This window comes from Streptomyces sp. NBC_00490, from assembly GCF_036013645.1.
GTDB lineage: Bacteria > Actinomycetota > Actinomycetes > Streptomycetales > Streptomycetaceae > Streptomyces > Streptomyces canus_F.
Window position 1 is genome coordinate 4,381,118 of the sequence record NZ_CP107869.1, and the last position, 23,875, is coordinate 4,404,992.

The window sequence follows — 23,875 nt, forward strand, 5'->3', positions numbered from 1 at the left end:
GTCAGTCCTTTACCGCTCCGCCCAGCCCCGAGACCAGCCGTCGCTGTACGAGTACGAAGAACACCAGCACCGGAACCGTCATCACCGTCGACGCCGCCATCACGCCGCCCCAGTCCGGCTCGTCCGGCTTGTAGAAGACCAGCAGGGCCATCGGCAGCGTCGACTGGGACGTGTCGCTGATGATGAACGACTTGGCGAACAGGAAGTCGTTCCAGGCCGAGATGAAGGAAAACACGCTCGTGGCCACCAACCCGGGGAACACGAGCGGGAAAAGGATCTGCCACAGGAATCGCGCCCGGCTCGCCCCGTCGATGTACGCGGCCTCCTCCAGCGCCTCGGGCACCGCTTTCACGAACCCCCGCAGCATCCAGATCGCGAAGGGCAGCGAGAAGGCGATGTGCGGCAGGATCAGCGAGCCCAGCGTGTTCAGCTGACCGAAGTCCCGCATCAGGAAGAAGAGAGGGATGGTGAGTGCCTCCACCGGCACCATCTGCGCCACCAGGAACATGATCAGCAGCGTGGTCCGGAAGCGGAAGCGGAATCGGGTCACCGCGGTCGCCGCGAGAAACGCGATCAGTGCGGAGGCGATCACCACCGTGCACGCCACGACAAGGCTGTTGACGAAATACCGACCGAAATCCTGCTGGCCGAACACGCGCCGGAAGGAATCCAGGGAGGGCGAAAGCGTCCAGGGCCGCGGCTCGGCCGACTCGATCTCCCCGGCCGGTTTGAAGGCGCTCAGCACCATCCAGTAGAGGGGGAAGGCGACGACCACCGCGATCAGCAGCGCGGACGCCTCGGCGGCCAACCGCCACGGACGCCTCACAAAAGACCGCGCCCGGGCTCGTACAAGATTCACAGTTCCTCCCCCTGCCTGCGGAGCAGTCGCAGATACCCCAGCGTCACGGCGAGCAGGATCAGCAGCATCACGATCCCGATCGCCGAGCCGAGGCCGTACTGCGAGGAGGCGAACGCCTGCTGGTAGGCGTAGACGTTCAGGACGAGGTTCTGGCCCGCGATGCCGCCGCCGTTCGTCATGACGTAGATCTGCGTGAAGACCTTGAAGTCCCAGATGACCGACTGGATGGTGACGACCACCAGGATCGGCCGCAGCATCGGCGCCAGCACGGACCGCCAGATCCGCCAGTGCGAGGCGCCGTCGAGGGCCGCGGCCTCCAGCACCTCGCCCGGGACGGCGCGGATACCGGCGTACACCGTGACCATCACGAACGGGAAGGAGCACCACACCACTTCGAGCAGCACGAGGAAGAAGGCGCTGAAGCGTCCGTACGTCCACGAGTGGTCGCCGAGGCCCAGCACCCGGTTCACCGGCCCGAAGTCCGCGTCGAACAGAAACAGCCACACCGTCGACCCCGTGACGGCCGGCGTCGCCCACGCCCCCAGCGCGGCCAGCATCAACACCAGCCGCGGCACGGCCCGCACCCGCGTGAGCAGGACGGCGAGGGCACACCCGACCGCGAGGGTGGACACGACACAGGCCGCGGCGAAGACGACGGTGGCAAGCAGCACCTGCCAGAACCGCGAGTCACCGAAGAGCTCGGCGTAGTTGCCGAATCCTTCGAAGGTGGCCGGTTCACCACCGCTGACCTGGGCCTGGGTGTACTGGAAGAGGGAGATCAGCCCAAGCTGATAGATGGGATAGACGAGCAGCGAGCCGAGAACGACGAGGGCGGGGGCGAGATAGAGCCAGGGAGCCTTCTGGCGCCGCGAACCCTCACCCACCCAGGGGCGCGGGGCTGTGTTGAATTTGCGGCTACCGCCGCGTGGGCGCGACCAGCCACGCCCCTCCCGCACCCGCAAACGCTCCGCAGCCCCCGAGCTGGTAGGCGTGCCGCTCACCCGGCAGAGCCAAACGCCTCGTCCATCTTCGCGGCCGCATCCTTCGAAGCCGCGGCCACACCCTTCTTACCGCTGATGATCTCCTGCAACATCGTCGGCAGCACCAGCGACGAGTCGATCTGCGACCACCCCGGCGACGCCGGCACGAACCTCGTCCCCGCCCCCAGCGTCCGCGCGAACGGCTTCACATACGGCTCCCGCGCCGCCGCCCGCTGCCGCACATCGGTGAACGTCGGCAGAAAGCCCATCGCGTCGAACATCGAGGCCTGCGTCTTCTTCGACGACAGCTGCTCCATCAGCTCGACGGCCAGTGTCCGGTGCGACGTGCTCTTCAGTACGCCGATGTTGTTGCCGCCCGCGAAGGCGGGAGCGATCGAGCCGGGCGCGACCCCCGGCAGCGGGACGACCGCGTACTTGCCCTTGACCTTGCCCGCCTCGACCGCCGTGTGACTGAAGTCGCCGCCGATCGCCATGCCCGCCTTGCCGGCCGCGAACGCGGTGATCGTGTCGTTGCCGCCGAAGCCCGCGCACTTGGCGGCGGGACAGTTGTCGTCCGAGAACAGGGACGTGTACGCCTTGATGCCCTTCTGGGCCGCCGCGCTGTCGATCGCGGCGGTGTACGAGCCCGCCGTGCCGGTGGCGAGTTCACCGCCGTTGGCCCACACGAACGGCATCGCGCCGTAGGTGTAGGCGCCGCCGACGACCAGGCCGTACAACCCGGGCTCGGCGGCCCGGATCCTGCGGGCCGTGGAGGCCAGCTCGGCCATCGACTTCGGCACGTCGAGGCCGAGCTTCTCGAACACGTCCGTGCGGTAGTAGAGGGCGCGTACACCGACGTAGAACGGCGCCCCGTACACCTTGCCGGCCACCGTGACCGACTGCTTCGCCGTCGGGTCGGTGTCCTTCGCCTCGCTCCAGGCGCCGAACTCCTTCGTGACGTCGAGGAGTCCGCCGTCCTTCACATAGCCGGCGGTGTCGGTGTTGCCGTACTCCATGACGTCGGGCGCGGACTTCGGGTCGTTGAAGGCGGCCTTGACGCGCTGGGCGCGGGTCTCGACCGGGATGTACTCGACGTCGACCTTCGTGTCCTTGTGGGCCTTCCGGAAGGCGGTGACGACCGAGTCGACGACCTTCTCCTTGGGCTTGTTGCCGACCTCCTGGAAGAGCCAGACGCGCAGGGTGCCGGACTTCTCGTCCTTGTCGGAGGCGGTGTTGGTGGAGGTCTGCGGGGCGCAGGCGGTGACGACGAGGGCCGTGAGCAGGACGGCCAGGCGGGGGGATCGGGGGGAGCGCTTCATGGAGTGGGCCTCCGAGCATGCGTTGCAACATGTGCAATGACAGTTTCGCTCTGCACAACGGAGGCTAGGGACTACATGAACATGCCCACAAGAGGTCTCCACCACTTCGTGACCTGTGAGGGCATGCGAAAGGCCCCCGGAGCGCGCCGAAACGCGCCCCGGGGGCCTCGCGAAACTCAGTCGGGCAGCGGGCCTACTTGTCGCCGCCGCCCTTGCCGTCGCCGTCCCCGCCGGCACCCATGGACTCGTAGATCTCCTTGCACATGGGACACACGGGGTACTTCTTCGGGTCGCGGCCCGGCACCCAGACCTTGCCGCACAGCGCCACGACGGGGGTCCCGTCGAGGGCGCTCGCCATGATCTTGTCCTTCTGGACATAGTGGGCGAAGCGCTCGTGGTCGCCGTCACCATGGGACACCTGCGGCGCCGGCTCTACGAGGGTCCCCGTTCCAGTCCCGCGCTCGCGCTGCGGCTGGGTCTCAGGCTCAAGAGTGCTCATAAAGGCAAGCGTACTGAAGCTCACAGACATCAGTTGAGCGAAGGGTCGTCCGGATATGTGGCCACCATCGCGAGCTCGTTGCGCTGGCGGCGCAGAACCTCGCGCCAGAGCCTTTCCGGGGACGGGGAGGAGACGTCGCCGGGTTCGGACTCGACGACGTACCAGGCGCCCTCCACCAGCTCGTCCTCCAGCTGGCCGGGCCCCCAGCCGGCGTATCCGGCGAAGATCCGCAGCGACCCCAGGGCCGAGGCGAGAAGTTCCGGCGGTGCCTCCAGGTCGACCAGACCGATCGCCCCGTGCACCCGGCGCCAGCCCAGCGGAGCGCGCTCGCCGGACGCGCCGCCCGGGATGACGGCCACGCCGAGCGCGGAGTCGAGAGAGACCGGGCCGCCCTGGAAGACGACGCCGGGCTCACCGGTGAGGTCCGCCCAGCCCTCCAGGATGTCGCCCACGTCCACCGGAGTGGGCCGGTTGAGGACGACACCGAGGGAGCCCTCCTCGTCGTGGTCGAGAAGGAGCACCACCGCACGGTCGAAGTTCGGGTCCGCCAGGGCGGGTGTTGCCACGAGCAACCGCCCTGTGAGCGAGGACACCTCGGTCATGCCAGACATGATCCCGCATCTTCCCCGTGAGCGGGGAGGCAATGCGCGTACGGCAGGGAATGCAGCTCAGAGCGCAACCACGCGCCCCCACGCGCACAACCGCCCCGGTGACCCCATGTGCCCGGGACCGCACGGCACGTGTTGTGACACAGCTATGACGTGACTGGGCGGCACTTGGGCTTACGGAAGGGGGGTGGGCGGCGATTACCCTTTCCCTTCTGGCCACCTGCCCCACCAATCGGAACGCGAGATACATGACCGTCAACGGCTCTGACGACGTACTGCTTGTCCACGGCGGCACCCCGCTGGAGGGCGAGATCCGTGTTCGTGGTGCGAAGAACCTCGTACCGAAGGCCATGGTCGCCGCCCTGCTGGGCAGTGGACCGAGTCGACTGCGCAACGTTCCGGACATCCGTGACGTGCGGGTCGTACGCGGACTGCTGCAACTGCATGGGGTGACGGTCCGTCCGGGTGAGGAGCCGGGCGAACTGGTGATGGACCCGACGCATGTCGAGAGCGCGAACGTCGCCGACATCGATGCCCACGCGGGTTCCAGCCGTATCCCGATCCTGCTGTGCGGCCCGCTGCTGCACCGCCTCGGGCACGCCTTCATCCCCGGTCTCGGCGGCTGCGACATCGGCGGCCGGCCCATCGACTTCCACTTCGAGGTGCTGCGCCAGTTCGGCGCGACCATCGAGAAGCGGGCGGACGGGCAGTTCCTGGAGGCGCCGCGGCGCCTGCGCGGAACGAAGATCCGGCTGCCGTACCCGTCCGTGGGCGCGACCGAGCAGGTGCTGCTCACCGCGGTCCTCGCCGAAGGTGTCACCGAGCTCTCCAACGCCGCGGTGGAGCCGGAGATCGAGGACCTCATCTGCGTCCTGCAGAAAATGGGCGCCATCATCGCGATGGACACCGACCGCACGATCCGCGTCACCGGTGTGGACCAGCTCGGCGGCTACAACCACGCCGCCCTCCCGGACCGCCTGGAGGCCGCCTCGTGGGCTTCCGCGGCGCTGGCGACCGAAGGCAACATCTACGTCCGCGGCGCCCAGCAGCGCTCGATGATGACGTTCCTGAACACCTACCGGAAGGTGGGCGGCGCCTTCGAGATCGACGACGAGGGCATCCGCTTCTGGCACCCCGGCGGCCAGTTGAAGTCCATCGCGCTCGAAACCGACGTGCACCCGGGCTTCCAGACGGACTGGCAGCAGCCGCTGGTCGTGGCGCTCACCCAGGCCACCGGCCTGTCGATCATCCACGAGACGGTCTACGAGTCCCGCCTCGGATTCACCTCCGCGCTCAACCAGATGGGTGCTCACATCCAGCTGTACCGCGAGTGCCTGGGCGGCAGCGACTGCCGCTTCGGCCAGCGCAACTTCCTCCACTCGGCCGTCGTGTCGGGCCCGACGAAGCTCCAGGGCGCCGATCTGGTCATCCCCGACCTCCGCGGCGGCTTCTCCTACCTGATCGCCGCCCTCGCGGCCCAGGGGACCTCGCGGGTCCACGGCATCGACCTCATCAACCGTGGCTACGAGAACTTCATGGAGAAGCTCGTGGAACTCGGCGCGAAGGTCGAACTGCCGGGCAAGGCGCTCGGATAGCCCAGTCCGAGTAGACCCGGTCCGAGTACGGCGATGGGGCGGCCCCTGGAAAAGGGGGCCGCCCCATTGGCGTTACTGCGCCTCGTACGTCGTACCGGACGTACCGTCAGGCCTTACTTGCCCTTGGCGGCTTCCTTGAGCTTGCTGCCCGCGGAGACCTTGACGCTGTAACCGGCGGGGATCTGGATCGGGTCGCCGGTCTGCGGGTTGCGCGCGGTGCGAGCGGCACGGTGGGTGCGCTCGAAGGTCAGGAAGCCGGGGATGGTGACCTTCTCGTCGCCCTTGGCGACGATCTCGCCGACAGTCTCGGCGAACGCGGCCAGCACGGCGTCGGCGTCCTTGCGGGTCACCTCGGCGCGGTCGGCCAGGGCGGCCACCAGCTCACTGCGGTTCATGTTGTTACTCCCGTGTTCTTTTGCCGTTGGGGCGTGCCACGCGGCGTAGCCGCACTTTCGGCACAGCGATGCCGATGCTGCCAGGGTTCTCGGTAAGGCCCCGGACCCGGGTCCGTCGTCAGACCCTCGCGCCCAGAGACGCATCCTGCCCCCACCTGCGGCGCGAAAGCCAATCCGGCACCCGTAGGAATCATGAGAACACCCTTGGGTGTCACACGAAGAGAGGCCCCGAGCCTGGCCGACACGATAAACGGCGGCCAGGAGCCCCGGGTTCCACGACGCGCCGATGCAAGGCCTTGCCGTGGTGATCCTCACAGCCCGCGCACATCGTCCTACGAGGACGCCGCCGCCTTCGCCGCCTCGCGCACCGCTCCGGCGACCGCGCCCGCGACCTTGTCGTTGAAGACGCTGGGGATGATGTAGTTCGGGTTCAGCTCGTCCTCGGTCACCACGTCCGACAGGGCGGTCGCGGCGGCCAGCATCATGTCCGTGTTCACCGTGCGGGACTGCGCGTCCAGCAGACCGCGGAAGACACCCGGGAAGACCAGCACGTTGTTGATCTGGTTCGGGAAGTCGGAGCGGCCGGTGGCCACGACCGCCGCCGTCTGGCGGGCGATCGCCGGGTCCACCTCGGGGTCGGGGTTCGCGAGCGCGAACACGATGGCGCCCTCGGCCATGGCGGCCACGTCGTCGCCGTCCAGGACGTTCGGGGCGGAGACGCCGATGAAGACGTCCGCGCCGCGCACGGCCTCCTTCAGGGTGCCCGTCAGGTTCTCGGGGTTGGTGTTGTCGGCGATCCAGCGCAGCGGCGAGTCAGCGGCGGCGGACACCAGGTCCTCGCGGCCCGCGTGCACGACACCGTGGATGTCGGCGACGACGGCGTTCTTGACACCCGCCGCGATCAGCAGCTTGAGGATGGCCGTACCGGCCGCGCCCGCACCGGACATGACGACGCGGATGTTCTCGATCGCCTTGCCGGTGACCCGGAGCGCGTTCTTCAGCGCGGCGAGGACGACGATCGCGGTGCCGTGCTGGTCGTCGTGGAAGACGGGGATGTCGAGGGCCTCGCGCAGCCGGGCCTCGATCTCGAAGCAGCGGGGCGCGGAGATGTCCTCGAGGTTGATGCCGGCGAAGCCCGGGGCGATCGCCTTGACGATCGCGACGATCTCGTCGGTGTCCTGGGTATCCAGGCACAGCGGCCAGGCGTCGATGTCGGCGAAGCGCTTGAACAGGGCCGCCTTGCCCTCCATGACCGGCATGGCGGCCATCGGGCCGATGTTGCCCAGACCCAGGACCGCCGAGCCGTCCGTCACGACCGCGACGGTGTTGCGCTTGATGGTGAGGCGGCGCGCGTCCTCGGGGTTCTCCGCGATCGCCATGCACACGCGGGCGACGCCCGGGGTGTAGATCATGGACAGGTCGTCACGGTTGCGGATGGGATGCTTGGACTGCATCTCGATCTTGCCGCCGAGGTGCATCAGGAACGTACGGTCGGAGACCTTGCCGAGCGTGACGTCCTCGATGCCGCGCAGCTGCTCGACGATCTCCTCGGCGTGGGCCGTGGAGGTCGCCGCGATGGTGACGTCGATGCGGAGCTTCTCGTGGCCGGAAGCGGTCACGTCGAGGCCGGTCACCGAGCCTCCGTGGGACTCCACGGCCGTGGTGATCTGGGAGACCGCGGTTCCGCTCGCGGGCACCTCCAGACGGACCGTGATCGAGTAGGAGACGCTGGGCGCCGTTGCCATGGCCGACTTCCTCTGCTTTCTGTGACGCTGTATGCCGTCCGATGGTCGCACCTACTGTCGAGTAGGCGTTAGCCGCGTTGGATTGCGAACGTTTTGTTCACAACGAGAGAGGCCCACGTCCGTGGACGTGGGCCTCTCTCGCAGTCAGTGACACCGACCCGCCATGCTCGCCTCGCGGCAAGTGGTCCCTCTGAGGGACGAAGGTTGGGCCCGGGGGCTTGGATCGGGCCGGTGTCACACCCAGGCTAACAAACGGATCCCGTAAGGCCATTCCCGTCTCGACAGTTCATACCGATCAATCTCTGAGAAGGTCGGGCACTCCGGTCGCGTCGGGCTGGTCGCGCTCCCCCGACACGACCGTCAGCTGCTGCGTGGCGCGGGTGAGCGCCACGTACAGCACCCGCAGGCCGGCCGGGGACTCGTCGGCGATCTCGGCCGGGGAGACGACGACCGTCGCGTCGTACTCCAGGCCCTTGGCCTCCAGGCTGCCCAGGGCCACCACCCGGTCGCCGAGCCCGGCGAGCCAGCGGGCGGCCTCCTCGCGGCGCTGCATGGCGACGACCACGCCGATCGTGCCGTCGACCCGGTCGAGGAGGCGGGCGGCCTCCTCGCGGACGGTGCTCGCGAGGGATTCCCGTACGACGGCGAAGCGGGGTTCGACGCCGGTGGACCGTACGGCCCTCGGGGACTCGGAGCCGGGCATCGCGAGGGCCAGCACCCGGGAGGCGAGCTCGGCGATCTCCGAGGGGTTGCGGTAGTTCACGGTGAGCTGGAAGCGCCGGCGCGGACGCGTGCCGAGGGCCTCGTCCCTGGCCTCGGCGGCCTCGTCGGGGTCGGACCAGGAGGACTGGGCCGGGTCGCCGACGACCGTCCAGGTGGCGTGCCGGCCGCGGCGGCCGACCATGCGCCACTGCATCGGCGTGAGGTCCTGGGCCTCGTCGACGATGACGTGGGCGTACTCGGTGCGCTCCTCGGCGAGGCGCTCGGCGCGTTCGCGCTGGGTCTCCTCGCGGACCGGCATCAGCTCCTCCAGGCCGGTCAGCTGGTCGAGCGGGTCCAGGTCGCGCCGCTTCCTGGGGCGGGCCGGGGTGCCGAGGATCGCCTGGAGCTCGTCGAGCATGGCGATGTCGTGCACGGAGTACCCGTCCCGCCGCAGCGAACGGGCGACCTTGCGGACCTCGCCGGGGTTGAGGATCCGGCGGGCCCAGCGGCCCAGGCGGCGCTCGTCGGCCATGGCGTCGAGGACGGCCTTCGGGGTGAGCTCGGGCCACCAGGCGTTCAGGAAGTCGATGAAGCTGTCCTCGCTGCTGACGTCCTCGTCGAAGGAGGAGCGCAGCTCGGCGGCGAGCTCCGGGTCGGTGTGCCGGCCGCCGGCGCCCGAGCGGGCCCACAGGGCGTCCAGGAGGAGCCTGCGGGCCCGGGGGCGCAGCAGGTTCACGGGGGCCGTGCCGCTGAGCGCGGTGTGGCGGATACGTTCCAGCTCCGGCGCCTCCAGCTCCAGGCGGCGCCCGAAGGCCACCACGCGCAGCCGGGAGGCCGGGCCCGCGGGGGCGCGCTCGGGGGTGTCGTCGTCACCGAAGGGGAGCTGGTCCGCGTCGCCGGCGCCGAAGGCGAGCCGGCCGGACGCCTCGCCGCGACGGCGCCGCCTCCCGGAGCCGCCCGCGGACCCGCCGCTGCCCGAGCCGGCCTCCAGCGCCCCTCGTGCCGCCTTCCGCAGCACCTTGAGCATCCGGTACGAGCCCTTGGCGCGGGCCGTGGACGGAGAGTCGTACAGCGTGGCCTCCACGCCGTCGACGAGCGAGCCGATCGCCCGGATGGCGACCTGGCCCTCCTCGCCCAGCGAGGGGAGCACGCCCTCGGTGTACGCCACCAGGAGCGGGGTCGGCGAGACGATGAGGATGCCGCCGGAGTAGCGGCGCCGGTCCTGGTAGAGCAGATAGGCGGCGCGGTGCAGGGCCACGGCCGTCTTGCCGGTCCCCGGGCCCCCCTCGACGTAGGTCACCGAGGCCGCGGGTGCCCGGATGACCAGGTCCTGCTCGGCCTGGATGGAGGCGACGATGTCCCGCATCGTGTGGCTGCGGGCCTGGCCGAGGGCGGCCATCAGGGCGCCGTCGCCGATGACGGCCAGCTCCTGGCCGGCGAGGAAGGCCTTGAGCTCGGGGCGCATGAGGTCGTCCTCGACCCCGAGGACACGGCGACCCTTGGAGCGGATGACCCGTCGGCGCACCACCCGGCCGGGGTCGACCGGGGTGGAGCGGTAGAAGGGCGCCGCGGCGGGGGCCCTCCAGTCGATGACGAGCGGCGCGTACTCGGAGTCCAGGACTCCGATCCGGCCGATGTGCAGGGTCTCGGCGATGTCGGCGGTGTTGTCGTCCCGCACGGCGCCGTCGGCGGGTTCCACGGCGGTGTAGGCGCCGTCGGGCCCCTTCTTGCCGTCCTTGCCGAGGAGCAGGTCGATCCGGCCGAAGAGGAAGTCCTCGAACTCGTTGTTGAGGCGGTTGAGGTGCACCCCCGCCCGGAAAACCTGCGCGTCCCGCTCGGCGAGTGCGCCGGGGGTGCCGACCTGGCCACGCTTGGCCGCGTCGTTCATCAGGAACTCCGCCTCGTGGATCTTCTCCTCGAGACGCCGGTACACCCGGTCAAGATGTTCCTGTTCGACGCTGATCTCTCGATCACGAACAGAGTCGTGAATCGAGTCGACCGCAGTCTGTTGAGCCTGAGCGGCCACCGGGCCCCCTTCTGACGTGCTGGGCAGCCGTCAACCGTACGCGAAGGGGACCCGATGCAGCTACGCCGACTACGCGTCGACTTCGACGAGTCGCTTGCCACCGAAGGTCATGACCTCGAAGTGGTCGATGTCGTTCAGGTCGAAAGCGGCGCCGCCGTGGACGTAGAGCGGCTGCTTGGCCTGCTCGGTCTTGGCGTTGGCGATGCCATAACCCCAGGTCGGGACGGACCAGGAGGTGACCGTCTCACGCTCGCCGTTCTTGCCCACGGCGATGAGGGAGCACTTCTCGGGGCCCTTGACGTTCTTCAGCTGGAGGACGGCGTGGGTGCCCCAGGCCTTCTCCTCCACGGCGACGGTCGCACTGACGTCCGTGCTGGGGTCGGTCGCCGTCAGCTTGTCGTCCATGGCGTCGAAGGCTTCCTTGGCGGGGCTGCTGGCCGTCCCGTGCGCGGAGACGTTTCCGCCGGAGTCGTCGCCGGTCGCCCCTACGGCCACCAGCGGACCGCCGATGATCAGGGCGGCCGCCGCGGCCACCATGTAGAAGCCGCGCCGGCGCTTCTGGGCGCGGCGTTCGGCGACCTCGTCGACGAGCTTGTTCACCAGCCGCGGACTCGGCTTGGCGGACAGCGACTCGCCGATCGCGGGGGTGCCGGAGCCGGGCAGGTCCGCGAGCGCGGCCAGCATCGGTTCCATCCCGGCGAGCTCGTCGAGCTGCTGGGCGCACCACTCGCAGGTCGCGAGGTGCATCTCGAAAGCGGTTGCCTCGGCGTCGTCGAGAATCCCGAGGGCGTAGGCGCCGACGGTCTCGTGCTCGTTCGGCACCGGAGAACCCTGCATGGAGCCAGACATACCCGAACCACCACTACCGAATCCCTGGTTTCCCCCGTAAACACTCATCACGCCGTCACCCCCCGCTCCTCCAGTGCCAGCTTCATCGACCGCAGGGCATAGAAGACCCTTGAGCGAACGGTGCCGCTGGGTATCCCGAGCGTCTCGGCCGCCTCATTGACCGTACGCCCCTTGAAGTACGTCTCGACGAGCACCTCCCGGTGTGCGGGAGTCAGGTCGTCGAGCGCGTCCGACAGCGTCATCAACCACAGCGCCTTGTCGATCTCGTCCTCCGCGGGGATGACCTCCAGCGGCGACGGATCGACCTCCTGCGGCCGGGCCTGCCGGCTTCGGTGGCCGTCGATGACGATGCGCCGGGCGACCGTCACCAGCCAGGGGCGTACAGATCCGGTCGCTCGATTGAGCTGACCGGCGTTCTTCCAGGCACGGATCAGCGTCTCCTGCACGACGTCCTCTGCTCTTTGGCGGTCTCCGGCGACCAGCCGCAGTACATAGGCGAGCAGGGGTCCTGCGTGCTCTCTGTACAGAGCACGCATGAGCTCCTCATCAGGTTCCGAGGGCTGGGACATGCGATGTCGGGCCCTCGATCCACGTTCATTGGCCACGACGGAATCCTTGCGCACGCCCACCTCCGATGTCCGGGGGTTCCCCCGACCGGTCGCTCAACACGGGGTACGCACGCGGTCCGTTGAGTGTTCAAAGTGACACGACAGTTTTCTTCAGGATGCCGAGACTAGGGGGACATGGGTGCACATACCCACCCCTCGATCTTTACATTTCCGCCACATTGGCTCGAACGCCGGGACTGCCCGCGTGCCGCCGGGGGTAAACGGCATGTAATCGAAATCACTTCGACAGCCGTTCCACAGAAGGGACATAACGCCCCCTCAGGCGCGTGCGAGCGCGGCCCGACGCCGGTGCCGGGCCACCCTTTCCCGGTTTCCGCAGACCTCACTGGAGCACCAGCGCCTCCTGCGACCCCGGGACGTATCGAGATAAACGATCGGACAGTTGTCGCCGGCGCACTGCCGCAGACACGCCCGCGCGACGGGGTCGGTGAGCAGTTCCACCGCGTCCCGGGCGATCGCGCCGAGCAGCGCGGCGAGTTCGGGAGGGTTCGCCAACTCCCTGACGAGCGAGCCGTCCGCACCCTGCACGGCACGCGGTGCCGGGGGTGCGGTGCGGGCCAGGTCGTTGACGCGGGCGAGCGCGAGGTCGTACGACGGCCGGGGCTCGGGGACGAGTCTCGCGCGTACCAATTGGCCTGTCTTCGCACGAAGTTCGCGAAACCCCACGAGCCAGGACGCGTCGGCGTGGGCCAGCGGGGTGTCCGGTGGTACGAGCCCGGCGCCGGTGATCCAGGCGAACAGCGCCTCGGTCGAGTCGAGCCGTTCGACGGGGTGGGTGGTCGCGAGGAGATCGAGGCAGATCCGTCCCGCGTCGAACCGCAGCTCGTACGGGGCCGTGGCCGTACCCAGTGCCATGTGCCTGTCACCGCCTAGAGGTGCCCTGTGTGTGAGGGGCCGGTGAGAAGGGGCCGGGAGAAAAAGGTTCCCTCTCAACAGTGCCTTCCCGCTCTCGCCGTCGGAACCCCTCGTACCGGTGAGGCGTGGACGGGTGCGTATGGGGATGCGCCTTTGGACCATGTTCCGGTGGATGCGCCGGCCGTTGACTGGAGGGCATGACGACGAAGAAGAGCGCGGGAACCGTACTGGGGGCGGCCACGGTCGCGATGGGCCTGATCGCCGGGGCCTTCTACGTTTTCGCCTGCGGGGTGATGCCGGGGCTGGCGCGCAGCGACGACGAGGTCTACGTCGAGGTGATGCGGAACATCAACGACGTGATCCAGAACCCGGTGTTCATGCTGAGCTTCCTCGGGGCGCTGGTGCTCACGGGGGTGGCGGCCTGGCAGGCTCGGGGTACGGGGTACCGCCGGTGGGTGTGGGCGGGGCTCATCGCCTACGCCCTCGCTTTCCTCGTGACGGTCGCCTTCAACATCCCGCTGAACGACGCCCTCGACCGTGCGACGGACTCCGCTGCGGCGCGGGAGGAGTTCGAGGACGCGTGGGTGGCGTGGAACGTGGTGCGGGCGGTCCTGTCGACGGCGGCCATGGCCTGCCTGGCCCGCGGCCTGGCCGGCTACGCCCGCCTGACACCCCGCTGATCTCGCCCCCGCCGCCCCTACCCATTCCCGCCCCAGGGGGCTCCGCCCCCTGGGCCCCCGCTCCTCAAACGCCGGAGGGGCTGGATTCACTGACGCCGGTCCGTGCAACCCAGCCCGTCCGGCGTTTGAGGACAAGGCCCGTTCAGGGCCGACGGCGGGGGTCTGGGGGCGCAGCCCCCAGGGATGGGACGGGTAGGGGCGGCGGGGGCGAGGAAAAGGGTTACGCGTCGGAGTACTTCGCGTCCGCCGCCGGGTCCAGGGCGAGGCGGTAGCCGCGCTTGACTACCGTCTGGATGAGCTTCGGCGCACCGAGTGCCGTGCGGAGGCGAGCCATCGCCGTCTCCACCGCGTGTTCGTCACGCCCCGCGCCGGGGAGCGCACGCAGCAGCTCCGCCCTGGCCACCACCCAGCCGGGCCGACGGGACAGAGCACGCAGCAAGGACATACCGGCCGGCGGCACGGGGCGCAGGACACCGTCGACGAGGACCGCGTGGCCGCGGATCTCGACGCGGTGACCGGCGATCGGGAGGGACCGGGCCCGGGCCGGGAGCTCCTGGCAGAGGAGCTGGACCAGCGGGCCGAGACGGAAGCGGTCGGGTGAGACCGTGTCGACGCCACGGGCCTGGAGCGGCAACGAGGTGACGGGACCCACGCAAGCCGGAAGGACGTCGTGGTTCAGGGCGGCCAGCAGCTCCGGCAGCAGCCCGCGCTCCTCCGCCCGGTTCAGCAAGGACGCCGCGGCGGGCGCACTCGTGAAGGTCAGCGCGTCCAGGCCACGGGAGACCGTCGCGTCGAGAAGCCGGTCCACGGGCCCGATGTCCTCCGGCGGCATCCACCGGTACACAGGGATCCCGAGCACCTCCGCTCCCCCGGCCCGCAGCGCCTCCACGAACCCGGGCAGCGGTTCCCCGTGCAGCTGGATGGCGATACGGCGGCCCTCGACACCCTCCTCGAGGAGCCGGTCGAGCACCTCGGCCATCGACTCGGACTCCGGCGACCAGTTCTCCGTCAGCCCGGCGGCCCGTACCGCGCCTTTGACCTTCGGCCCGCGGGCGAGCAGCTCGATCCCCCGCAGGCGCTCCAGCAGGTCCTCGCCCAGCCCCCACCCGTCGGCGGCCTCGACCCAGCCCCGGAAGCCGATGGCGGTCGTGGCGATCACGACGTCCGGTACCTCGTCGATGACCTGCTTGGTCGCGGCGAGGAGCTCACTGTCGTCGGCGAGCTGCACGATCCGCAGGGCAGGTGCGTGCAGGACGGCGGCTCCCCGTCGCTGCAGCAGTGCGCCCAGCTCGTCGGCCCGGCGCGCGGCTGTCACGCCTACCGTGAAACCGGCCAGAGGGCCGTGCTGTTCTGGTCGCTGCTGTTCGTCGTACATATAACTCTCGTCCCGCACTCGAGTCGTTTGCACCTACACCGGGTGTGATGGCACCTGCATGCCGAGCGAGCCTGTCAACGGTGCGTGACAGGCTCGGTTCGACTTGATGTCGCCAGTGTTACGTCACACCTCGGCGTAGCTGAGCTGCGACTTCGCCTCGGAGGTGGCCGAGGAGGCCTGAATCCGGGAGGCCGAGCGGCGAAGGTATACGGCCCAGGTGACCAGGAAGCACGCCGCGTAGAAGACGAGGAAGACCACGAAGGCGCCGGTTCCGGAGCCGTTGGAGAGGAAGGACTGGCGGAAGGCCAGGTTGATGCCGACGCCGCCGAGCGCGCCGACCGCACCGATCAGTCCCATGGAGGCACCGGAGAGACGGCGGCCGTAGGCGGCGGCCTCGTCGCCCTGCAGCCCCTTGGCGAAGGCCTTGGCCTGGAAGATGCCGGGGATCATCTTGAACGTCGACCCGTTGCCCAGACCCGTCAGGACGAAGAGGATCACGAACGCGGTGACGAACAGCGGCAGCGACTTCTCCATGCTGGCGAAGATCAGGACCGCGGTCGCCACGCCCATGGCGACGTAGTTGTAGAGGCTGATCCGGGCGCCGCCGTACTTGTCGGCGAGCCAGCCGCCCAGCGGGCGGATCAGGGAGCCGAGCAGCGGGCCGATGAAGGTGACGTACGCGGCCTCCAGCGGTGTACGGCCGAACTGGACCTGGAGGACCTGGCCGAAGGCGAAGGCGTAGCCGATGAAGGAGCCGAAGGTGCCGATGTAGAGGAAGGACATGATCCAGGTGTGGGCGTCCCGCGCGGCGTCCTTGGCGGCGCCGGTGTCGTTCTTCACCGTGGCCAGGTTGTCCATGAAGAGGGCGGCGAGGACGGCGGCGACCAGGATCAGCGGGATGTAGATGCCCAGCAGCACCCGCGGGCCGCCGCTGGCGCCGATGACGGCGAGCGCGATGAGCTGGATGACCGGCACGCCGATGTTGCCGCCGCCGGCGTTGAGCCCGAGGGCCCAGCCCTTCTTACGGAGCGGGAAGAAGGCGTTGATGTTGGTCATGGAGGAGGCGAAGTTGCCGCCGCCGATTCCGGCCAGCAGGCCGACCAGGAGGAAGGTGTTGAACGAGGTCCCGGGCTCCATCACCGTGAACGCGGCGACGGTCGGGATGAGGAGGAGGCCGGCCGAGACGATCGTCCAGTTCCGGCCGCCGAAGATGGCCACGGCGAAGGTGTAGGGCACCCGGACGACCGCGCCGACGAGCGTGACCATCGAGGTCAGCAGGAACTTGTCCGCCGGGGTCAGGCCGTACTCCGGGCCCATGAAGAGGACGAGCACGGACCACATGGTCCAGATCGAGAAGCCGATGTGCTCGGACAGGACGGAGAAGAACAGGTTGCGGCGGGCGATCTTCTCTCCGCCCTCGTTCCAGAAGGTCTCGTCCTCAGGATCCCACTGCTGGATCCAACGGCCGCCCCTGGTCGGCGGTGCGGGGACGGTGCTAGGGGCTGTCATTGCGCCTCCACGGGGCTCCGGGGCTCGCTGGTGCGTTCGTGCTGAGCGGTGATGTCCCGAAGGTAGGGAGGGCGCGTTTCCTGACTGTGGCACCCGGTGACCGGAAAGGAACTTTGCTCTCACCCCGCGCGAACACGGGATGAGAGGTTCTGTCGCCTCACGTTACGAACAGCTCCCACCGGGCCGGTCGCCGATCATGGGAAGCCTTGCCCGGGGGTCAGTGCTGGGGGGACTGCCAGTTCGGGTTCTGCTGGGGGTAGGGCTGCTGGGGCGGGTACGGCTGCTGTTGCTGGGGGTACGGCGGCTGGGCGGCGTACGGGCCGGGGGCCGGGGGCTGCTGTGGGTACGGCTGCTGCGGCGGGTAGGGAGCGGTGGCCGCGGGCTGGGCGCCGTAGGGCTGCGGCTGCTGCTGCGGGTACGCCTGCGGCTGCTGCTGGGGGTACGGCTGGCCGTAGCCCGGGGCGGGCGGTGCGGCCGGAGCGTTGCCGTACGGACCGCCGGCGTACTGGCCGGCGAAGGGGTTGGCCTGCTGCCCGGGGTACTGCGCCCCCGGCGGCAGATACCGCACCCGACCGCTCTCGTCGCTGACGGGCGTGAACCCTGCGGCGTGCAGCCGGGCCGCGAACTTGGCGTTGCGCTTGCGGGTGACGAGGAGGCCGATCCCGAAGATCGCCATGAAGACGACCCAGGTGACGGCCGCCGCGACCATGTCGCCGGGGCTCCCGCCGAGCCGGAGCGCGAGGATCACGCATCCGATGGTGACGCCGAGGGCGCCGTACGCCATGCGCTTCTCGGCGTTCTTGCCGGTGAGGTCGAAGTTGATGCGGGCCTTGAGCAGCTCGAAGGCGTCCGGCACGAGCGGCGGCACGGAGACCCCGTCGCTCGCGTTCGGATACTGGGCCCAGTTCTGGGCGGCCCGGGTGCGGGCCTGCGGGCTGGGGTCCGGGACGAGCAGCATGATGAGCGCGCCGTTGCGTCCGGAGCTCTGCCGTACGTCGGCGTACTCGTACCCGAACTGCTGCGCGATGAAGGCGAGCCGGCCGAGCTTCTTCACGGAGGCCATGGCGCTGGTGAGCTCCACTGGCTCCCCGCTCGCCATCAACCGGAGCATCTTCTGCACTTGCCGCTTGCTCATAGCCGTCCGCTCCCCACCGGGCCACCCCGTTCACTTCCGCAACCGACGCAGTCTCGCACGCCCGTACGGCGCAGGGAAACCGCTGCCCCCTTGCGTTTACAGGACCTTGGCACGCCTGTCCGGCCCGGTAACCTCTGGGTCACATGTGATCTGTGGGGGGACTGTGCGAACGCGTGCGACCGTACTGACGGCTGTGCTGGCGTGCCTGGTGGTGGCCGGGTGCGCGGAAGAGGACGGCGGTGGCGCGACGGAGCGCTCCGCGCAGGAGATCCTCGACGGCGCGAACAAGACGATGAGCGAGCTGACGTCCGTGACCGTCGAGGGAAAGAGCACCAACGCCAAGGGCCAGGGTTTCACCGGCCGTCTGACGACCGACCTCAGGAGCAGGTGCACCTCGAGGACCACCTGGAACTGGAACGGCGCCGCCCTCGAACAGATCCGGATCGGCGAGACGGACTACGTCCGCCCGAACCGCGCGTACATCGAGTGGTGGTCGAACAAGCCCATGAGCGGGGCCCAGGACACGTGGTTCAGGACTCCCGTCAGTGAGGCCGAGCGGGGTGACGGGCTCTCCGCCTGCCCCCGGGACTTCACCTCCTTCGGGACGACGAAGAAGGGCGAGCCGACCGAGGTCGACGGCACCCCCGCGCTCGCCTTGATCGTGACCGACAAGTCGGTGAAGACCGGCAAGTACACCTTCTACGTGGCCACCGAGGGCAAGCCGTACATCCTGAAGGTCGTCTACAAGGGCACCGACTTCCACACCACGACCACGTACAGCGGCTTCGACAAGCCCATGGACGTACGACCGCCCGCGAAGGCGCTGGACGTCAGCACGCTCGACAAGTAACCCGAAACAGGCAGGGCTTGCTTCCCGCACCCCTCGCGCTTATCGTTTCTCGATAACATCGATAAACGATAAGCAGGCGGGGGAACCATGACCGAAGTGACCGATGACCGCAAGATGCTCGAGCCCATGGCCACGGTGGTGTCCATAGCGCTGCGCCTCCTGGTCGGCCTCGCGACGGCGGGGCTCGTCCTCTCGGTGGTCCGGGGCAGCTGGGGCAGCGACAGCGTCTGCATCACCGACGAGTCCACCATCAGCTCGGTCGCCCCCGGCAGCTTCGCCCCGGAGCCCGGGGCACAGATCGCCTCGGTCCCCTACTACTGCGCCGAGGACCCCGGCGCCGCCCTGCGTCTCCTGGCCGAACTGGGCACGACCGCCTCGGCCCTGCTGCTGATCAGCAGCCTGTTCCTGTTGCACCGGCTCCTCCAGGGAGCGGGACGCGACGGCGTCCACACGACCCTGACGGCGTCCCGGCTCCGGTTGCTCGGCTGGTGGCTGCTCGCCGGAAGCCTGGTCGTCGCACTCGTCCAGGCGAACACCCAGGCGGCCGTGCTCGCCGAACTGTCCAAGGACGCGGACTACTCGGTCGGCTCCTGGCTGGGGATGTGGGACTTCCCCTACCTCGCCGTGCTGACCGGCCTCGGTCTGCTGACCTTCGCCCGGATCACCCGCGCGGGCACGGCCCTGCGCGAGGACCTCGAAGGAGTGGTCTGATGGCCGGCCCGGACGACGACCACGAGGACCATCACATCGAGGTCCACCTCGACAGGATCCTCAGCGACCGCGGCATGACCGTCACCGAGCTCGCCCAGCGCGTGGGCGTCACCAACGTCAACCTCTCCGTTCTCAAGAACGGCCGGGCCAAGGCGATCCGCTTCACCACCCTCACCCGTATCTGCGAAGTCCTGCAGTGCCAGCCGGGCGACCTGCTCAGCTACCGCAAGCCCTGAAGGAGGCCCGGGCAACCCGGTCAGGCCCGGTGCCCCGCCCGTGCCCGCTTCTTCTTCGCCCCGTCGGGCCAGAGCCGCGGCTTGCGCTGGGCCGCGAGGTCCTCGATCCAGCCCACACCGAGGATCGCCAGCGCGATCAGCGGCCAGACCAGGAAGAACATCCAGATCATGTACGTCGAGTCCAGCGCGGACACCGCACGGTCGCCCTGCATGAACGGCAGCTCGTAGAGCCGGTCGAGGATCGGGACCGTGGCCATGATCAGCATGTTGTGCCAGAGGTAGATCGTGACCGCGCGGTTGTTGGAGAGCGTGATCAGCTTGTCCCACTTCGCCAGCCGGCCCGGCAGCTCCTGCCAGGACGGGGAGTACTGGAGCAGGATCACCACGAAACCGAAGGACCAGGTCGCCTGGGCCAGCGGGATGTCGTTGAGGTCCCAGCCGTCGGGGCCCAGATGGCCCGAGGCCCACCACAGGGCGAACGCCATCAGCAGCACCGAGCAGGAGACCGCGAGATAGCGCGGGACCTTGGCCAGCAGACCCTCGTGATGGGCGAAGCCCATGACCCAGCAGCCGCCGTAGACCGCGAAGTCGGTGACCGCGTTGCCGGTCTCGCCCGGGATGGTGACCAGTCCCGTACCCACGACGGCCGTCAGCCCCAGCGGGGCGAGCAGGGTCGGCCACGGCGCCCGGCGGAACGCCCACAGCAGCAGGGGCGAGGCGACGACGAACCAGAGGTAGGCCCGCAGATACCAGAGCGGTCCCGCCGCCTGTACGGCCCAGGTGTTCTCCAGCAGCCCGGACTGGGAGCCGATGCTCCACGGGAAGGGCGGGGCGCCGAGCGGGATGACGTAGTTGACCATCTCGATCAGGCCCCAGGTCCCGCTGTGGTCCGGGTCCTTCGACAGGTCCCAGCCGCCCGCGAACAGCAGCGCCAGCACCACCGCGCTGAACGCCCACAGCGGCGGCAGCAGCCTCCTGACCCGGCCCCGGATCACTCCCCACGCCGGACGCTTCAGCGAGCGCGCCATCAGCGAACCGGCGAGCGCGAACATCACGCCCATGGAGGGGAACAGGACCGTCAGCCAGGCCCAGCCGAACAGGTGGTAGGCGACCACGCGGACCAGGGCGATCGAGCGCAGCAGGTCCAGATAGCGGTCGCGGCCCGGCTTCTTCGGGGCGGCCCCGGCAGGTGCGGGCACCGTCGCAGCGGGCGCGGCGGGTGCGTCGTACGGCTGTGTGTGTCCGTGGGTCATCCCACTGGCTCCCTGGGTCATCCCACCGGCCTCCGGTCGCTTGCGCTGCCCGCCCGCTGGCGCGGTACCGCGCCGCCGGGTGCCTCGACGACACCGGTGCGCCGCAGCTTCTGCCAGCGCAGCCGGCCGCCGGTCAGGGCGGTGATCCAGGACTGGAGGAGGACGACGTACATGAGCTGGCGGTACAGGATCTGCTGGAGCGGCAGCGAGATGAGGTGGGTCATGCGTTCACGGTCGAGGCGGAAGGCGTAGGCGGCGCAGACCAGCTGGATCGCCAGGACGCCCAGCCAGGCCACGACGGTCTTCTGGGTGGGGCCGAAGACCAGGCCGTAGATCAGGAACACGTCGATCAACGGGGCCAGCAGGGGCGCCAGGACCATGAAGAGCGAGACCAGCGGCAGGCCGACCCGTCCGAAGCGGCCCGAGGGTCCCCGTTCCACCACTGCCCTGCGGTGCTTCCAGATCGCCTGCATGGTGCCGTACGACCAGCGGTAGCGCTGCGACCACAGCTGCTGGACGGTCTCCGGCGCCTCGGTCCAGGCCCGCGCCTTCTCGGCGTAGACGACCCGCCAGCCGTCGCGGTGCATCGCCATGGTGATGTCGGTGTCCTCGGCGAGCGTGTCGTCGCTCATGCCGCCGACCCGCTCCAGAGCGGACCTGCGGAAGGCTCCGACGGCGCCGGGGATGGTCGGCATGCAGCGCAGGATGTCGTACATCCGGCGGTCCAGGTTGAAGCCCATCACGTACTCGATGTGCTGCCAGGCGCCGATGAGCGAGTCCCGGTTGCCGACCTTGGCGTTGCCGGCCACGGCTCCGACGCGCGCGTCACCGAAGGGCTGGACCAGTTCGCGGACGGTGGACGGCTCGAAGACGGTGTCGCCGTCCATCATCACGATGATGTCGTAACGGGCGTTGGCCAGACCGCGGTTGAGCGCGGCGGGCTTGCCCGCGTTCAGCTGGCGGACCACCCGCACGTTCGGCAGGCCCATCGCCTCCACGATCCGCGCGGTGCCGTCACTGGAGCCGTCGTCGATGACGATGACCTCGATGGGGTGTTCGCTCGCCATCAGGGAGCGGACGGTGTTCTCGATGCACTTGGCCTCGTTGTACGCCGGCACCAGCACCGACACCGGCTCGAAGACCGGGTTGCCCCAGCGGAAGCCGCGGCGCCGCACGCGGCGGGCGTGGACGCCGGACAGGAGCAGCATCAGGACGAAGCGGCTGATGACGAGGAAGCCGATGATCGCCAGGGCGACCACCAGTACGGCGGTGATGTTGTCGGAGGCGCCGACCAGGAAGACCCAGGCCTTGCCCTTCCACAGCTCGGCTCCGGTGACCTGGGTGTGCGCGCTGGGGGCGCCGAGGGCCTCGGTGAGGCTGTCGAACTCGTAGCCGTCGGCCTTCAGCTGGGGCAGCAGCCGGTCGAGCGCCTGCACGGTCTGGTGGCGGTCGCCGCCGGAGTCGTGCATCAGGACGATCGCGCCCTTGCCGCCCTTGGGCGTGGCCTTGCGGATGATCTCCTCGACGCCGGGCTTGCGCCAGTCCTCGCTGTCGGTGTTGTTGACGATGGTGATGTAGCCGCGGGTGCCGATGTACTCGGTGACCGGCCAGGACTTGTTGTCCATGGCGTCGGCGAAGGAGGAGTACGGCGGGCGGAAGAGCGAGGTGCGGATGCCGGCGGCGCCGGTGATCGCGAGCTGGTTCTGGGACAGCTCCCAGTCGACGCGCTTCTTCGACTGGTAGGACAGGTCGGGGTGGTTGAAGGTGTGCAGGCCGACCTCGTGGCCCTCCTCGACCATGCGGCGCACCAGGTCCGGATAGCGCGAGGCCATGGTGCCGGTGACGAAGAAGACCGCGTGGGCGTCGTGCTCCTTGAGCACGTCCAGGACCTTCGGGGTCCACTCCGGGTCCGGGCCGTCGTCGAAGGTGAGGACGAGGCGGTGGTCCCTCAGACTCAGGCTCTGGGTGCGGCCGCTGCGGGTGTCGATGACCGGCCCGCCCTCGAGGATCTCCTCGGGGACCCGGTCGGAGGCGGCGGGGGCCTGGACGCGGTGGTCGGCGAGGATCTCGCTGTGCACGTAGCCGCGCAGCATCAGCATCGCCATCATGGCGACGAGGATCAGGCAGGGCAGCAGCAGGCGCATGGGCAGGCGGCGCCGAGAGCCGTCGCGGGCCGGGGACGCGGCCCGGGGACGGCGGGTGCGGGTTGCCATCAGACGGTGCTCTCCGGGGACGGTGTCGTGGTGCTGAGGGGCGCGGGTTCGTTCGCGCCGCCGGCCACCGTGTCGGTGCCGGTGCCGCCGTTGTCGCCGACCGGTGTCTCCGTCGGGTCGGGCGTGGGCTCCTCGGTGGGCGTCGGCTGGGGCGGACTGCTCGTCGCCGGCTCGGTCGGTTCGGGGTTCGGGGTGGGGTTGCTGCCGGTGCCCGAGGTGGTCTTCGTCGCCGTCGGCTCCGGGGCCGTCACCGCGCCCGGGTTCTGGGCGGTCGCGGTGGCGCCGGGCGCGGTGGCGTCGGCGCCCGGCGACACCGTCGCGGTGCCGCTCGGGGACGTCGAGACGCCGGGCGGGAGAGTGGCGCCGTCGGTGGGCGGGACCGTCTCCCCGGGCAGCGGGGAGTTGTCGACCTGGCCGGCCTCCTGGCCCTCGCCCTGGCCCGGTACGGGCAGCCAGGGGGCGTTGGAGTTGCCGGACAGCAGGGTCGTGACGATGACCACGGCGTAGATCGCGCAGGCGAGTCCGATGAAGATGCCGATACGGCGGTATCTGCGGCTTCTGCGGCCCGACTCGTCGACGAAGACCGGACCGTCGGAGCCCTCCGCGGTGTCGCCGCCGGCCTGGCCGACCAGACGGTTGTCGGCCCGCAGGGCGACCGCGTCCAGCTGGACGGTCACCTCGTGCGGGTCATGGGTGTTGCTCCACGGGTCGGCGAAGGCCGTCCCCTCGGGGCCCACCCTGGGCAGCACCTCGGTCTGGTCCGCCGACGCGAGGACATCCGAGCCTCTGGTCTCCGGATAAGCCTGGGTGCCGTTCCCCGGCGCGGGGAACCCCCTGGTGCCGGAAGCCACT

Annotated in this window: 22 protein-coding genes; 5 read left to right on the forward strand and 17 right to left on the reverse strand. The window is 69.5% G+C overall.

Annotated features, from left to right (window positions below; all coding sequences use genetic code 11):
• Position 1: 1 nt before the first annotated feature.
• The 5 genes from OG381_RS19735 to OG381_RS19755 all read right to left on the reverse strand — a co-directional run bounded on the left by OG381_RS19735 (position 2) and on the right by OG381_RS19755 (position 4,259).
• Entirely contained in the window at positions 2-859 is an 858-nt protein-coding gene (locus OG381_RS19735; RefSeq protein ID WP_327717395.1) for a carbohydrate ABC transporter permease, read from the reverse strand.
• Positions 856-1,743 (reverse strand): carbohydrate ABC transporter permease, encoded by an 888-nt coding sequence (locus tag OG381_RS19740; protein WP_327717396.1) that lies wholly within the window; start codon positions 1,741-1,743, stop codon positions 856-858. The genes OG381_RS19735 and OG381_RS19740 overlap by 4 nt, the downstream gene beginning before the upstream one ends.
• Positions 1,744-1,856: 113 nt before the next feature.
• Positions 1,857-3,158: an extracellular solute-binding protein gene (locus OG381_RS19745; RefSeq protein WP_327717397.1), complete on the reverse strand. Its 1,302-nt coding sequence runs from the start codon at positions 3,156-3,158 to the stop codon at positions 1,857-1,859.
• Positions 3,159-3,351: 193 nt separating this feature from the next.
• Complete coding sequence (locus tag OG381_RS19750; protein WP_307030001.1) at positions 3,352-3,657, reverse strand: DUF3039 domain-containing protein; 306 nt, start codon at positions 3,655-3,657, stop codon at positions 3,352-3,354.
• A 29-nt stretch (positions 3,658-3,686) separates the two neighbouring features.
• The gene (locus OG381_RS19755; RefSeq protein ID WP_046258927.1) at positions 3,687-4,259 is read right to left on the reverse strand and encodes a YqgE/AlgH family protein; all 573 of its coding nucleotides are present in this window, start codon (positions 4,257-4,259) and stop codon (positions 3,687-3,689) included.
• A gap of 254 nt (positions 4,260-4,513) precedes the next feature.
• Between OG381_RS19755 and murA the strand changes: the two genes are divergently transcribed.
• On the forward strand, positions 4,514-5,860 hold the full coding sequence (gene murA / locus OG381_RS19760) for a UDP-N-acetylglucosamine 1-carboxyvinyltransferase (RefSeq protein WP_046258926.1): 1,347 nt from the start codon (positions 4,514-4,516) through the stop codon (positions 5,858-5,860).
• A 113-nt stretch (positions 5,861-5,973) separates the two neighbouring features.
• Here murA and OG381_RS19765 read toward each other — a convergent pair whose 3' ends face one another.
• The 6 genes from OG381_RS19765 to OG381_RS19790 form a co-directional block, all read right to left on the reverse strand.
• Positions 5,974-6,255 carry an HU family DNA-binding protein gene (locus tag OG381_RS19765; protein ID WP_007382399.1) on the reverse strand — a complete coding sequence of 94 codons (282 nt, stop codon included), beginning with the start codon at positions 6,253-6,255 and terminating at the stop codon, positions 5,974-5,976.
• Positions 6,256-6,587: 332 nt separating this feature from the next.
• Positions 6,588-8,000 (reverse strand): NAD-dependent malic enzyme, encoded by a 1,413-nt coding sequence (locus OG381_RS19770; protein ID WP_327717398.1) that lies wholly within the window; start codon positions 7,998-8,000, stop codon positions 6,588-6,590.
• Positions 8,001-8,295: 295 nt separating this feature from the next.
• Positions 8,296-10,728, reverse strand: a complete 2,433-nt coding sequence (locus OG381_RS19775) for a HelD family protein (protein WP_327717399.1) — start codon at positions 10,726-10,728, stop codon at positions 8,296-8,298.
• A 69-nt stretch (positions 10,729-10,797) separates the two neighbouring features.
• Positions 10,798-11,625 (reverse strand): zf-HC2 domain-containing protein, encoded by an 828-nt coding sequence (locus tag OG381_RS19780; protein ID WP_327717400.1) that lies wholly within the window; start codon positions 11,623-11,625, stop codon positions 10,798-10,800.
• Positions 11,625-12,146 carry a sigma-70 family RNA polymerase sigma factor gene (locus OG381_RS19785; protein WP_010039908.1) on the reverse strand — a complete coding sequence of 174 codons (522 nt, stop codon included), beginning with the start codon at positions 12,144-12,146 and terminating at the stop codon, positions 11,625-11,627. The genes OG381_RS19780 and OG381_RS19785 overlap by 1 nt, the downstream gene beginning before the upstream one ends.
• Positions 12,147-12,464: 318 nt before the next feature.
• Positions 12,465-13,061 (reverse strand): CGNR zinc finger domain-containing protein, encoded by a 597-nt coding sequence (locus tag OG381_RS19790; RefSeq protein ID WP_327717401.1) that lies wholly within the window; start codon positions 13,059-13,061, stop codon positions 12,465-12,467.
• Between the two features lie 197 nt (positions 13,062-13,258).
• Here OG381_RS19790 and OG381_RS19795 point away from each other — a divergent pair, with 197 nt between their 5' ends.
• Positions 13,259-13,741: an anthrone oxygenase family protein gene (locus tag OG381_RS19795; RefSeq protein ID WP_327717402.1), complete on the forward strand. Its 483-nt coding sequence runs from the start codon at positions 13,259-13,261 to the stop codon at positions 13,739-13,741.
• 220 nt (positions 13,742-13,961) lie between these two features.
• On the opposite strand, the gene OG381_RS19800 is transcribed toward OG381_RS19795, so the two are convergent.
• From OG381_RS19800 to OG381_RS19810, 3 genes are all read right to left on the reverse strand, one after another.
• Complete coding sequence (locus OG381_RS19800) at positions 13,962-15,116, reverse strand: uroporphyrinogen-III synthase (RefSeq protein WP_327717403.1); 1,155 nt, start codon at positions 15,114-15,116, stop codon at positions 13,962-13,964.
• A gap of 123 nt (positions 15,117-15,239) precedes the next feature.
• On the reverse strand, positions 15,240-16,625 hold the full coding sequence (locus OG381_RS19805) for a nitrate/nitrite transporter (protein WP_327717404.1): 1,386 nt from the start codon (positions 16,623-16,625) through the stop codon (positions 15,240-15,242).
• A gap of 217 nt (positions 16,626-16,842) precedes the next feature.
• A complete protein-coding gene (locus OG381_RS19810; protein WP_327717405.1) occupies positions 16,843-17,760 on the reverse strand; it encodes a hypothetical protein in 918 nt (305 codons plus the stop codon).
• Between the two features lie 163 nt (positions 17,761-17,923).
• On the opposite strand from OG381_RS19810, the gene OG381_RS19815 reads away from it, so the two are divergent.
• The 3 genes from OG381_RS19815 to OG381_RS19825 all read left to right on the forward strand — a co-directional run bounded on the left by OG381_RS19815 (position 17,924) and on the right by OG381_RS19825 (position 19,557).
• Complete coding sequence (locus OG381_RS19815; protein WP_327717406.1) at positions 17,924-18,610, forward strand: hypothetical protein; 687 nt, start codon at positions 17,924-17,926, stop codon at positions 18,608-18,610.
• Positions 18,611-18,697: 87 nt separating this feature from the next.
• Entirely contained in the window at positions 18,698-19,321 is a 624-nt protein-coding gene (locus OG381_RS19820) for a DUF2975 domain-containing protein (protein WP_327717407.1), read from the forward strand.
• Positions 19,321-19,557 (forward strand): helix-turn-helix domain-containing protein, encoded by a 237-nt coding sequence (locus OG381_RS19825; RefSeq protein ID WP_327717408.1) that lies wholly within the window; start codon positions 19,321-19,323, stop codon positions 19,555-19,557. The genes OG381_RS19820 and OG381_RS19825 overlap by 1 nt, the downstream gene beginning before the upstream one ends.
• Before the next feature lie 20 nt (positions 19,558-19,577).
• On the opposite strand, the gene OG381_RS19830 is transcribed toward OG381_RS19825, so the two are convergent.
• The 3 genes from OG381_RS19830 to OG381_RS19840 are packed head-to-tail and all read right to left on the reverse strand — an operon-like array spanning position 19,578 to position 23,874.
• Positions 19,578-20,810, reverse strand: a complete 1,233-nt coding sequence (locus OG381_RS19830; protein ID WP_327717409.1) for an acyltransferase family protein — start codon at positions 20,808-20,810, stop codon at positions 19,578-19,580.
• A 17-nt stretch (positions 20,811-20,827) separates the two neighbouring features.
• Complete coding sequence (locus OG381_RS19835) at positions 20,828-23,023, reverse strand: glycosyltransferase (protein ID WP_327717410.1); 2,196 nt, start codon at positions 23,021-23,023, stop codon at positions 20,828-20,830.
• Complete coding sequence (locus OG381_RS19840; RefSeq protein ID WP_327717411.1) at positions 23,023-23,874, reverse strand: hypothetical protein; 852 nt, start codon at positions 23,872-23,874, stop codon at positions 23,023-23,025. Before OG381_RS19840 ends, OG381_RS19835 begins: the two co-directional genes overlap by 1 nt.
• Between the last annotated feature and the right edge of the window lies 1 nt (position 23,875).

Bases quoted from the DNA above. Each gene is read 5' to 3' on its own strand.
- OG381_RS19835 (WP_327717410.1), bottom strand. From the start codon at position 23,023: ATGGCAACCCGCACCCGCCGTCCCCGGGCCGCGTCCCCGGCCCGCGAC.
- OG381_RS19750 (WP_307030001.1), bottom strand. From the start codon at position 3,657: ATGAGCACTCTTGAGCCTGAGACCCAGCCGCAGCGCGAGCGCGGGACT.
- OG381_RS19755 (WP_046258927.1), bottom strand. From the start codon at position 4,259: ATGACCGAGGTGTCCTCGCTCACAGGGCGGTTGCTCGTGGCAACACCC.
- OG381_RS19805 (WP_327717404.1), bottom strand. From the start codon at position 16,625: ATGACAGCCCCTAGCACCGTCCCCGCACCGCCGACCAGGGGCGGCCGT.
- OG381_RS19800 (WP_327717403.1), bottom strand. From the start codon at position 15,116: ATGTACGACGAACAGCAGCGACCAGAACAGCACGGCCCTCTGGCCGGT.
- OG381_RS19765 (WP_007382399.1), bottom strand. From the start codon at position 6,255: ATGAACCGCAGTGAGCTGGTGGCCGCCCTGGCCGACCGCGCCGAGGTG.
- OG381_RS19810 (WP_327717405.1), bottom strand. From the start codon at position 17,760: ATGAGCAAGCGGCAAGTGCAGAAGATGCTCCGGTTGATGGCGAGCGGG.
- OG381_RS19825 (WP_327717408.1), top strand. From the start codon at position 19,321: ATGGCCGGCCCGGACGACGACCACGAGGACCATCACATCGAGGTCCAC.
- OG381_RS19770 (WP_327717398.1), bottom strand. From the start codon at position 8,000: ATGGCAACGGCGCCCAGCGTCTCCTACTCGATCACGGTCCGTCTGGAG.
- OG381_RS19780 (WP_327717400.1), bottom strand. From the start codon at position 11,625: ATGAGTGTTTACGGGGGAAACCAGGGATTCGGTAGTGGTGGTTCGGGT.
- OG381_RS19820 (WP_327717407.1), top strand. From the start codon at position 18,698: ATGACCGAAGTGACCGATGACCGCAAGATGCTCGAGCCCATGGCCACG.
- OG381_RS19795 (WP_327717402.1), top strand. From the start codon at position 13,259: ATGACGACGAAGAAGAGCGCGGGAACCGTACTGGGGGCGGCCACGGTC.
- murA (WP_046258926.1), top strand. From the start codon at position 4,514: ATGACCGTCAACGGCTCTGACGACGTACTGCTTGTCCACGGCGGCACC.
- OG381_RS19830 (WP_327717409.1), bottom strand. From the start codon at position 20,810: ATGACCCACGGACACACACAGCCGTACGACGCACCCGCCGCGCCCGCT.
- OG381_RS19790 (WP_327717401.1), bottom strand. From the start codon at position 13,061: ATGGCACTGGGTACGGCCACGGCCCCGTACGAGCTGCGGTTCGACGCG.
- OG381_RS19745 (WP_327717397.1), bottom strand. From the start codon at position 3,158: ATGAAGCGCTCCCCCCGATCCCCCCGCCTGGCCGTCCTGCTCACGGCC.
- OG381_RS19785 (WP_010039908.1), bottom strand. From the start codon at position 12,146: ATGTCCCAGCCCTCGGAACCTGATGAGGAGCTCATGCGTGCTCTGTAC.